Genomic DNA, 12,172 nt, shown 5'->3' with positions numbered 1-12,172 from the left:
CGGATGTTATAATGATGAGATTATAACATTCAATAGTTTATATTTTTATGCTAAATGTCGATATTATACGCAGTAGATTTATCAGAATTATAGGAAATATAGTCAAGCTAGTATCCAAGCTTTTTCATAAGATATTCCCAAAAAAAAGATTTACTCTGCCAAGCTATAGCAAACCACTTATAAAAACAAACAATCAATCAAATGTCCCTAGAATTATTTGGCAAACAAACTTTACTAATAAGGTAGCGCTACCGCTATATGTAAATTATTTGTTTAATCGTTTTATGGCTCCACGCTATGAATATAGATTCATGGATAATGATGCCGTAGATAAATATATTGCCGAAAATCATCCAGAAGCTCTAAGCGCGTATAAAAAGCTAACTGTTGGAGCAGCTAAAGCAGATCTTTGGAGACTATTGGCTATCTACAAAAATGGTGGTCTATATATAGATATGGATGGCTGTCTTGTAGCCAGACCAGAGAACTTTTTAAAAGATAAAAATGAAACGTTTATAAAAGCTAAGCATAGAAAAGAAACAGATGAGTCTAAAAAATACTATGCAACTAACTATTTTTTCGCAGCGGCTCCAAATAATTCAAAGATTAAAGAGTACATTGATATTATTCTTAAGAATATCGAAGCTAATAGATCCGATTTAGGTGTTTGGTATTTAACAGGTCCTGGTGTGATGGAAGCAATCATGAATGATGAAAACACTACTTTTAGACATAGTAGAGAGACCTGTATACAAGGAGCTTTTACTAGCGATTATTTTCAATATATTGACAAACCAAATGCTCACTGGACAAAAACTGAAAATAGAGATATTTTAGAATCTTAACTTACCGAAATTTACCTTAGATAACTAGCAAGAATCAACAATACTAATTTTGAGAAATATTGAATTAACTTAGAGATTATTTATCTTCTTTCTTAACAGCTATACCAAGCTCATTTAGTTGCTCAAGAGAAACATTAGATGGTGCCTCTGTCATCAAACAGCTAGCTGTCTGAGTTTTAGGAAATGCTATCACATCACGAATGTTTGTCGTACCAGTAAGTAGCATAATTAATCTATCTACACCAAATGCAATACCACCATGAACCGGCGTACCATAAGATAACGCATCTAGCATAAATCCAAACTTCTCACGAGCTTCCTCATCAGAGATACCTAATAAGTTAAATACTTTAGCCTGCATATCTTGTCTATGAATACGAATAGAACCACCACCAACTTCATAGCCATTGATAACCATATCATAGGCTCTTGAAAGTAGATTTTCTGGATCTTTAGTAAGCTCTTCAACAGTATCAACTTTAGGAGCCGTAAATGGATGATGAACAGCATATAAACGATTATCATCTTTCTCAAACATAGGAAAATCAACAACCCATAATGGAGCCCAATCCTTAGTGAATATTTCAAAATCTTCACCAATTTTAGCTCTTAATGCTCCCATAGAATCATTAACAATCTTCGTTTTAGCTGCACCAAAGAATAATACATCACCAACTTGAGCACCTGTTTTTTCAATCACATTGAATAGCGTCTCTTCTGAGATATTTTTTACAATCGGAGACTGTAAACCTTCTTTACCCTCAGATAGTGAGTTAATCTTGATATATGCAAGGCCTCTTGCTCCATAGATCCCAACAAACTTAGTGTACTCATCGATTTTCTTACGGCTAAGCTTATCATTACCACCTGGCACACGCATAGCTACCACACGAGCTTCTGGGTCATTTGCTGGTCCTGAAAATACTTTAAACTCTTCATTTTTCATATCTTCTTTGATATTTACAAACTCAAGAGGGATTCTTAAATCTGGCTTATCTGAACCATACTTATCCATAGCTTCTGCATAAGTCATTACTTGGAATGGAGTATTGAATTTCACGCCGATAGTTTCATCAAAAAGACCAGCAATCATTTTTTCCATAGTAGACATAATGAATGCTTCATCTATAAATGAAGCCTCGATATCTATCTGTGTAAACTCTGGCTGTCTATCAGCTCTCAAATCTTCATCACGAAAACATTTAACAACCTGATAATATCTATCAAAGCCCGAAACCATCAAAAGCTGTTTGAATAGCTGAGGAGATTGAGGAAGAGCATAGAACTTACCATTAAAATTACGACTGGGTACAAGGTAGTCTCTAGCACCTTCTGGAGTTGCTTTTGTCAAAAATGGCGTTTCAATATCTAAAAAGCCATTATTATCTAAGAAATTACGCACATATCTAATAGCTTTAGAACGTGTAATTAATTTGTTCTGCATTTCTGGACGACGTAAATCAATATAGCGATACTTAAGCTTGACATCTTCACCAGTTGATTGGAAATCATCTAACTGAAACGGGATAGTTTTAGACTTATTTACTATCTCTAGATCTTCACCAATGATTTCTACTTTACCGCTAGCAAGATTTTTGTTCTCTTGACCTTCTGGACGTAGATTTACAGTACCTGTAGCTTTGATTACATACTCACCTCTTAGGCTATCTGCTACTTTAAAAGCCTTACTCTCTGGATTAAAAACTAACTGGACTAGACCAGTTCTATCTCTAATATCTAAGAAAATAACACCGCCGTGATCGCGACGTCTATGCACCCAACCACAAATTGTTACTTTTTGATTTTGTAACTTCTCATTAACATCTGAACTATAATGTGTTCTCATTTAAATCAACCCTTCAAAAGTTTTTAAAAAATAAATAGACAAAATTTAATCACGATATTATAGCAAGAAATAATAAAGAAGACTAAGTTGATGCAAATAAAAAGTTAGATAATTATGAAAATTTAATACGCTTGCGATAGCAAATTAAATTTGATCAAGGCATTTACAAACTAAAGTTTATAGTAATATACTTTGTATTAACTATCTTTTTAAACTCAAACAACTAAAAAATGGTAAATGTAGAAAATATCAAACTTGATTACTTAAGCCCAGATGACTATCAAGAACTTAAAGAGGCTATGATAGAAGTTTACAATATTAGAAACCCTTACTGGGAAGATCATCAAATCGATACTCTAATAAAGAAGTTCCCCGAAGGACAAGTCGTCATAAAAGTTAATGATCAGTTAGCTGGATGTGCTTTATCAATTATCGTTGACTACAAAAAATTTGGTCATAAACACACTTATAAAGAAATCACTGGAAATGATACATTTAGTACCCATGATGATGAAGGCGATGTACTATACGGTATAGATCTATTTGTTAAGCCTGAGTTTAGAAGTATGCGCCTAGGTCGTAGACTTTATGACTACAGAAAAGACTTATGCGAAAGACTAAATTTAAAAAGCATTATTATCGGTGGCAGAATACCTGGATATCATGAATATGCTGATAAAATGACTCCTCAAGAGTATATCAACAAACTTAAAAGACAAGAACTACACGATCCTGTTTTACGCTTTCAGATGAGTAATGATTTTCAACCAATTAGAGTTGTCAAATCATATTTAGAAGGTGATACCGAATCTAACGATTTTGCAGTATTACTAAAATGGACAAATATCTATTATGAAGAAGAAGCAAAAGAAGCAGCTCCTATAAAAAGAGATGTACGTCTCGGACTAATTCAATGGCAAATGCGTCCATATAAAGGCTTAGATGAGCTAATGCAACATGCTGAATACTTCGTAAATGCTGTATCCAACTATAGATCTGATTTTGCATTATTCCCGGAGTTTTTCAATGCTCCATTAATGGCTGAGAATAACCATTTATCAGAACCTGAAGCAATTAGAGAACTTGCAAAACATACTCAAACAATTACTGATAAATTCTCAGAATTCGCTATAACTTATAACATCAACATCATTACAGGAAGTATGCCTGAAATGAAAGATGGAAAATTATATAATGTTGGCTATCTATGCCGTAGAGATGGTACTGTAGAGAAATATGAAAAACTTCATGTAACTCCTGATGAGGCTATGGTTTGGGGACTTCAAGGTGGTGACAAGCTTGAAGTATTTGACACTGATTGTGGTAAAATTGGTATATTGGTTTGCTATGATTCAGAGTTTCCTGAATTGAGTAGAATACTTGCAGAGGATGGTATGGATATTCTTTTTGTACCATTTTTGACAGATACTCAAAATGGCTTCTCAAGAGTTAGAAACTGTGCCCAAGCGAGAGCTATAGAAAACGAGTGTTATGTTGCTATAGCAGGTAGTGTAGGTAACTTACCGAATGTACACAACATGGATATCCAGTATGCTCAATCTATGGTATTCACACCTTGTGACTTTGCCTTCCCTCCTACTGGTATAAAAGCTGAAGCCACCCCAAATACTGAAATGATACTAATAGTAGATGTTGATATTAATCTACTTCGTGAACTAAATCAGTTTGGTAGTGTCAAAAACCTAAGAGATAGACGTAAAGATTTGTATACTCTTAAACGAAGAAGCTAATAAGGTATTCACTGAAATTAAGCTTTATCCCCATATTCTTGCATATGCTTAGCAATACGCTCATTTGTGCCATACATAAAGTGGTTTTCCATTCTTTCTTTATATTTACTTCCAGGAACAGTTAAACCAACTGCATCTGCAACTTCTCTAATCAACATAGGACTTGCTCCACAACAAACCCCTAAATAATTAACCCCAAAATCATAAGCTTCTTTAGCAAATTCTCTAATCTCATAGCGATTACAATACAATGGATCTAATGCCGTCGGAAAAGTTCTTCCATGAGGTGCTGGACAGCCACAGCCATTATTATCTGGTAAATTAAAAAATGTAGGATGTTCATTAGTAGTCCTATATGGGATAGGAAGTCCTGCAACATGGCACTTAACTGCTTCACGGATTTTCTTTAGATCAGGAAGCATAGTTTGAGGGCCTCTAAAACAGTTTAGACCAACAACATCAGCTCCTAACTGTTCCAACTCTTTACACGTATCTACGATACTCCAACCATCACGCATAGTATTTTGAGCCATTGGTGCTATAGTTAATACCGTTGGGAGATTTGCTTTTTTCATAATCTCTAGAGCCCTAAAAGCTTCCTCTGCATAATAGAATGTTTCACCAATCAAAATATCCGCACCTTCTTCGGCAGCCCAAGTAATCATCTCATCAAACATCCTAGTTACTTCCTTTTGGGACTCTTTATCACCTTGCTTCCAAATATTTGAGTTAGAGATATTACCCGCTAATAGATTCGGCTGAACTCCTTCAGGTGTTGTATCGGCAACTTTTTTAGCTATTCTAAGTGCTTCTCTATTTAGCTTCTCAAGCAAATGCTCTTTACCTATAACTCTTAGCTTTTCTCGATGTCCATTATAGGTAAAAGCCTCTACAATATCTGATCCAGCATGTTGAAAATCCCTATGTAAGTTTTCTAAGACTTCAGGGTGCTCCAAAGACACTATAGGGACAAACTCACCTGATGACATATAGCCACGACGCTCAATCTCAAATAGGAAACCTTCTGCACAGATTACAGGACCTTTGTTTAGTCTCTCAAGTAGATTTTCTTTTTTCATTAATTGGAAATCTCCATGTTTTAGTTAATAAACAAACTTTTTGATTATTAGCAAAAAGTCTCCTACTAAAACGATGGGGGTACAAAACTTAAAAGAAATGTTCGTTTTAGCAGGATTTATAAAGCGCTCGCAAGTTGAAATAAATCAGCGCTATAAATATTAAGCTACACGATTCTAAATACAAGAACAACCTTTTACAGTAAAAAATACTCTTATATTGGAAAAACAAGAATAGATAATAAATGCCTAGATAAAATTTTGTAAACTATACTTAGCTTCCAAAAACTCATAAATACCATCATCAGAACCCTCTCTCCCAAGACCTGATTGCTTGACTCCGCCAAATGGTGCTTTTTCATTTGAGATAGCTCCTGAATTTATACCTACCATTCCATAAGCTAAAGCATTTCTCACTCTTCTAATCTGATTCATATCACTACTGAAGAAATAGCTTGCTAAACCATACTTAGTATTATTGGCCCTTTGGATAACTTCATCTTCAGATCCAAAACTAAAAATAGCTATAACTGGTCCAAAGGTCTCTTCGCAACTGATAACCATACTATCCAGCATATTATCTAAGATAGTAGGCTCATAAAAGTTACCTCCCAAATTTTGATTTACTTTACCACCACAAACTAGCTTCGCTCCGTTATCTAAAGCATTATCAACATGAGACTGTACTTTCTCGACAGCTGCGGCATTAATCAAAGGCCCTACTTTAACACCTTCATCTAAGCCATTACCTTGCTTAAAATCAAGAACAGCTGACTTCAATCTAGCAATAAAATCTTCTTTTATAGACTGATGAACAAAAACACGATTTGGAGCCACACATACTTGACCAGCATTTCTTATTTTCGATGCTAGCAAACCTTCGATAGCCTTTTCGATATTAGCGCTTTTAAAGACTATAAATGGTGCATTACCTCCCAGCTCTAGAGAAACTTTCTTAACAGTATCAGCGGCTTGCTGCATTAGGAGTTTGCCAACTCTTGTCGATCCTGTGAAAGTGATTTTTCTGACTAAATTACTCTTCTGAAATTCATGACCTATGACCTTTGAATCCCCACATACTACCTGTAAAAGATTCTCATCAGCTCCAGCCTCAATAAAAAGTTCGCGCGCAGCAAAAGCTGTCAAAGGCGTTAACTCAGAAGGTTTGACAATGACACTACATCCAGCAGCTATTGCAGGGGCTGCCTTACGAGTAATCATCGCAAGAGGAAAATTCCAAGGTGTAATTGCAGCAACCACACCAACAGGATAGTAATCCACCCTTCCCTCAGAATTACTAATATTTGGATCAAAAATACGTGAATCTATTCTTTTTGCCTTTTCTGCATACCACTTGATAAAGCTAGCTCCATATCGAACTTCTATTTTTGCTTCAGCGAGAGGCTTACCACTCTCTAGTGTGATAATCTCTGCTAAATCATCAGTATTTTCTATTATCAAATCAAACCATTTTTCTAACAACTTCGATTTTTCACCTGAAGGAATATTTTTAAAAAAATTTTGCGCGTGTTTAGATACTAGAATACTATCCTCGACATACTCTGAAGATTTCTCTTCTAAACGACAAATTGACTTATTTGTAGCTGGATTAACTACATCAAAACTTTTTGCACCAGAAAAAGAGTATTTATCTATCACTTTTTTTAGAAGCTGGTTCGACATATTTGCCTCCTAGTTTTATATTGCTTGAATAGCTGTTATCGCAATTGTATAAGTTATATCATCTACAGTCGCCCCTCTAGATAAATCATTAACAGGCTTATTTATACCTTGCAACACAGGTCCTATACTTAATACATTTGCACTTCGTTGGACTGCTTTATAGACAGTATTACCTGTATTCAAATCAGGGAATATTAATACTGTTGCTTTACCTGCAACTGGACTATTTGGAGCTTTTTTCTTCGCAACACTCTCGATCATAGCAGCATCATATTGAAGTGGTCCATCTACCAATAAATCAGGAGCACTTTGTTTAAGTAGCTCTGTAGCTTTACGCACCTTTTCAACTTGAACCCCAGAACCTGATGAACCTGTACTATAACTGATCATCGCAACACGAGGCTCAATGCCAAACTTCTTAGCTGATTCAGCACTTTGTATCGCGATGTCAACTAACTGCTCTGCTGTAGGATCTTGATTAACAGCGCAATCTCCGAATACTATTACCTCATCAGGCATACACATAAAAAACACTGATGATACTAGTGATGAGTTTGGCTTAGTTTTGACTAATTGTAATGCTGGTCTAAGAACATCTGCAGTAGTATGCTCAGCACCAGATACCAGTCCATCAACTTCACCTAAATACAGCATAAGTGTTGCTACAACTATGGGATCTTTTAGAGCATCTCGAGCCATACTCTCAGATAAGCCTTTATGCTTTCTAAGCTCCATCAATGTTTTTAGGTATTTAGCCTCAGCTTCATCAACGACAGTTACAACTTCGATACTTTCAGGTAAGCTAAAACCATTCATTTCAGCCACTTTAAAGATTTTATCTCTATCGCCAATAAGTACACACTCAGCCAAACCTTGCTCATGACAATTTTTAGCCGCCTGTAAAGTTCTTGGCTCATAACTCTCTGGTAAAATAATTCTCTTTTTAGCTTTTCGCGCCATCTTCAAAAGATGATATTTAAATGCAGGAGGCGACATAACTTGATGCTCAGTAATATCTGACGTAATAGATCTAACTATTGTGTCCCTGTCTAATGATGAAGATATCACCTCTTTAACTTTTTGAATACGCTCTTTATCATCAATTGGTATTCCCATTAGATCAATACTTGCCAGTTTTAAAATTGTATTTACACTTTTATTTTTTGTTGTCAGAATTGCCAATCCCGCTTTCTTAGCAGTTTCTACACATAGTTCTCTAACTTTACTATCAAGATATTCTTCCGCCGTTAAAATAATACCTGCTATCTTCATACCATTTTTTGCAGCCAAGCAAACAGTTACTAATATATCAGATCGATCAGCAGCAGTTATAATCAAAGAATTTGGAGTCAAATCACTTATAAAATTATCAACTCCTCTTGAACACATCATTACTCTATCAACACGAGCTTCTAAACCAACTTCTGATATATGATTTAGCTTAAGAATATTTTTGATATCTAATATCCTTGGTGAGGTTCTTTCTTTATCCCACTCAATCACACCCAAAAGAGCTAATCCTTTTTGTTTAAATACTGATAATTCTTTAAGCTCATCTATACCTACATGTTGCTGCTTATCATAAGTAATATCCTCTTCAGTCAAGCTAAAACTAACTCTTCCATCATCGTCATAAGGTGCGTTTAATTTTGTAATTACAGCACCCATAATATTAATCTGCCTTGGTAAACTACGCATAGCATAATCAAGTTCATCGTTGATATCATTTATAGGTTTATTACCATGGTATGAGACTATTATTACTTCCGAGCCAAGAGCTTTTATAATCTCTATATTCAACTCATCAACAATCGCATTTAATGGATATAACCTATGGTAGTTATTACCCTGTCTAAACAATCCAGATATTACAGCAAAATCTGAATCTTGGCATTTTTCATAAAACTTGCTCAGAACTATCTCAACATAGTCTTTTACACGATTATTAAGCAAATATGATTCTATTTGCTCGATACTCATATCCATATCGTAAATAGGATGAAATGAGTCAACTTTTAACCCTTTCTGCTGTAGCGCATATACCACACTACTTGCCAAAATTCTAAGACCAGTATATTTTGATGTCGGAAGGATAAGTATTGATTTTTTCATGGCAAACTCTTATATCAAATTTTGTGTTTCTTGAGCTATCATTAACTCTTCATTAGTTGCAATAACCATTATATTATGACTATTCCCTGCATTTATAAATGTTTCTGATTTCATATTTTTAGCATCATCTATCTCAAAACCTATATTCGCTAACTTAGAAACTAAACTTTTGCGAATATTAGTGGCATTCTCACCAATGCCTCCTGTGAAAACCAAGCCATCAAACTCTTTAAAATAAATCATATAACTACCAACAAACTTGGCAATCCTATGGCAAAATATTTCAATAGCTAGCTTAGCTAGTTTATCGCCATTATCAGCAAACTCAGAAACCTCTCGCATATCACTATGACCACAGATTCCTAATAGACCACTTTTTTTGTTTAGCATATTTGTGATATCTGCGATACTCCAGCCAAGATTATCTGAAATATATGCAAAAACACTAGGGTCTATACAGCCAGAACGAGTTCCCATGACAAGTCCATCTAATGGAGTAAGCCCCATACTTGTATCGATGCTTTGACCATTAACAACAGCTGTGATACTACAACCATTGCCTAAGTGAGCAACTATCACATTGGCAACATCTTTATTTAATATTTTCGCAGCCTGTTGAGAAACATATTTATGTGAAGTTCCATGGGCACCATATTTACGTATATTATGCTCACATGTTAACTCTCTAGGTATCGCATATTCTGCAACATACTCAGGCATAGTTTGATGAAATGCTGTATCAAATACTGCTACTTGAGGTAAGTTAGGGAATATTTGCTGACAAAATAGTATCCCCTCAATATGTGCTGGATTATGTAAAGGTGCTAGAGGTATACAATCTTTTATCTTCTGTAATGAATCTTTGTCTATAATTACAGATTTTGAAAAATACTGACCTCCATGAACCACCCTATGACCAATCGCAGAAATTTTTTCTAAATAATTATTTTCTACTAAAAAATCTTTTAAAAGCTCAAATATATCTTTGTACTCACCATTTTCTATATGCTTATGAACTTTCTGTTGAGTTTTAAAAGTTATCTTACAGTTGCTTGCTCCAATATTTTCTGCAAGACCTGTAGCAAGTGATTTTGAGGTTTGGGGATTCATTAGTGCAAATTTGACTGATGAACTTCCACAGTTTAAGACTAATATGTATGACATAAATCAAATGAAAAAATAAAATAAGAAGTAGCTATATTATATAATAATATTTTTTATGGTAACAGCTCAAGAGCATGTTAATTATATGTGCAGCCACACTTCCCATGAAGTATAAATAAAATATAATTAAGCTCCTGGAAACTTATATTCATCATTTATTGCACTTGATTGCATAGTTATTAGCTCATTCGTTAACTCTTCTGTTATTGCAAAAACTGCATTCACAGAGGATGTAGTAAAATTATCTAATAACTCTTGTGCTTTAATCGGATTTTTTTTATAGATATCAATATAAGCTTGTTCAAAAATCTTTTGTTGATCTTGGATTTGTTTATTCAACAAGTCAAATCTCTCTTTAATAATTGGTGCATATTTAGGAAAGTTGAGCATTCCCATCATTTGAAGTTTTCTAAATTTCCAATATGCTGATATATTATCGGCTTTATTATTACCTATTTGATACTCCAATGGTATCTTAGCTCCTTGATAAAATGGTACATAGATACTCAGAGCACTCATTCCTAAACTCAAATACTCTACATTAGCTATAGGTAATGGTAATCCTTTTCTTAAAGATAAGATATGAGATTGCTGTGTACGATATACAGATATCGGTCTATCTGTTACTGTAGGGTTTTGTAGCTCATAAGGATCATATTCAGTCCCTTGAAAATGATTTTCTAAAGCATCTTCAATATTTGTTATAGATATCTTATTTTTGGGAGTCAGAAGTGTCGGAAAACTATTATCCTCATATTTTTTATTTTTTTCTGAAGGAGTAAATAGTTCTTGCAAGTATTTAACCCTAGGGTAATTATATCCAGCATCACTATTGTCATCCTTGCTATAAATTTTTCTAAAATTGAATTTGCCACTATCATATAGACCATTATCTTTTGCAAAAGATACTAAGTTTGCAGAACTCAAAACATTTTGCTTATCATTCAGATTTATAGTACCAATTCTACTTTGATTAGCTGATACAAAATATTTATCATCAGGAATCTTAACAGCAACCCACTCATGCCCTCCTGCATTTTCCATATACCAAGCTTCATCTTTATCTGCAAAAGCAACTCCAAAGCCCTCTGCAGCGCCATACTTCTCAATAATAGAACCTAATAACTCAACACCTTGTTTAGCTGAATTTATTTGAGGTAATATTATAGTTGTAATAGCCTCTTCTGATATTCCATCCTCAACATATGGATCAATCTCTAGAACCTTTGTATTGCTGAAAATGGTTTCTGTCGCCGAAATAGAAACTCCTAGGTCATTAAACCCAGACTCTTCATAACCTCTATTATCAGTTTGCCAATCAGGGAGACCTGAATAGCCAAGTAGATTATTAGGCATTTTATATTGAAACTTATTCTCTGGCTCTTCAAAATTCTGATAAATATAGCCTTGTGTTTTGGGAGGATGATATATAAATCTCACAGCAGCACTATCAGAAGGACCATCTACATTACGTGCTATTAAGATTGACCCATCTTTTGAAGCACCCTTACCAACAATAATCGTGGTGCATGAAAAACTTTGTATTGTGCTAAACATAGCAATTAAGGTTATAGAAATTTTTTTCAAATTCATTTTTAATACCATTGTTATAGATCTAATAATTTGAATCAAATTTTAACACATTATATGATTTTTTAATTTTTATGATAAAGAAATAGTTTTAGATATCTGATA

The 12,172-nt window shown here is 34.4% G+C and carries 8 protein-coding genes; 2 read left to right on the top strand and 6 right to left on the bottom strand.

The window, feature by feature from the left end; genetic code table 11:
• The first annotated feature begins 47 nt into the window (after positions 1–47).
• Positions 48–845, top strand: a complete 798-nt coding sequence (locus ACKTR7_RS07285; protein WP_407877688.1) for a glycosyltransferase family 32 protein — start codon at positions 48–50, stop codon at positions 843–845.
• Between the two features lie 76 nt (positions 846–921).
• Here the strand turns inward: ACKTR7_RS07285 and aspS are convergent, their stop codons facing one another.
• Positions 922–2,691 (bottom strand): aspartate--tRNA ligase, encoded by a 1,770-nt coding sequence (gene aspS / locus ACKTR7_RS07280; protein WP_407877687.1) that lies wholly within the window; start codon positions 2,689–2,691, stop codon positions 922–924.
• A gap of 230 nt (positions 2,692–2,921) precedes the next feature.
• Between aspS and ACKTR7_RS07275 the strand changes: the two genes are divergently transcribed.
• Positions 2,922–4,442, top strand: coding sequence for a carbon-nitrogen hydrolase family protein (locus tag ACKTR7_RS07275; protein WP_407877686.1), 1,521 nt, complete (start codon positions 2,922–2,924; stop codon positions 4,440–4,442).
• A 17-nt stretch (positions 4,443–4,459) separates the two neighbouring features.
• Here the strand turns inward: ACKTR7_RS07275 and ACKTR7_RS07270 are convergent, their stop codons facing one another.
• The 5 genes from ACKTR7_RS07270 to ACKTR7_RS07250 all read right to left on the bottom strand — a co-directional run bounded on the left by ACKTR7_RS07270 (position 4,460) and on the right by ACKTR7_RS07250 (position 12,070).
• Positions 4,460–5,521, bottom strand: coding sequence for a homocysteine S-methyltransferase family protein (locus ACKTR7_RS07270; RefSeq protein ID WP_407877685.1), 1,062 nt, complete (start codon positions 5,519–5,521; stop codon positions 4,460–4,462).
• Positions 5,522–5,767: 246 nt separating this feature from the next.
• Positions 5,768–7,201, bottom strand: a complete 1,434-nt coding sequence (locus ACKTR7_RS07265; protein WP_407877684.1) for an NAD-dependent succinate-semialdehyde dehydrogenase — start codon at positions 7,199–7,201, stop codon at positions 5,768–5,770.
• A 15-nt stretch (positions 7,202–7,216) separates the two neighbouring features.
• Positions 7,217–9,313, bottom strand: coding sequence for a phosphate acetyltransferase (gene pta, locus ACKTR7_RS07260; protein WP_407877683.1), 2,097 nt, complete (start codon positions 9,311–9,313; stop codon positions 7,217–7,219).
• A gap of 9 nt (positions 9,314–9,322) precedes the next feature.
• Entirely contained in the window at positions 9,323–10,477 is a 1,155-nt protein-coding gene (locus ACKTR7_RS07255) for an acetate/propionate family kinase (RefSeq protein WP_407877682.1), read from the bottom strand.
• Positions 10,478–10,603: 126 nt separating this feature from the next.
• Entirely contained in the window at positions 10,604–12,070 is a 1,467-nt protein-coding gene (locus ACKTR7_RS07250; RefSeq protein WP_407877681.1) for a C69 family dipeptidase, read from the bottom strand.
• Positions 12,071–12,172: the final 102 nt, after the last annotated feature.

This window comes from Francisella sciaenopsi, from assembly GCF_045862875.1.
Taxonomy (GTDB): Bacteria; Pseudomonadota; Gammaproteobacteria; order Francisellales; family Francisellaceae; genus Francisella; species Francisella sciaenopsi.
Note: the sequence above shows the minus strand (reverse complement) of the source record. Positions and strands in the feature narration are given on the sequence as shown.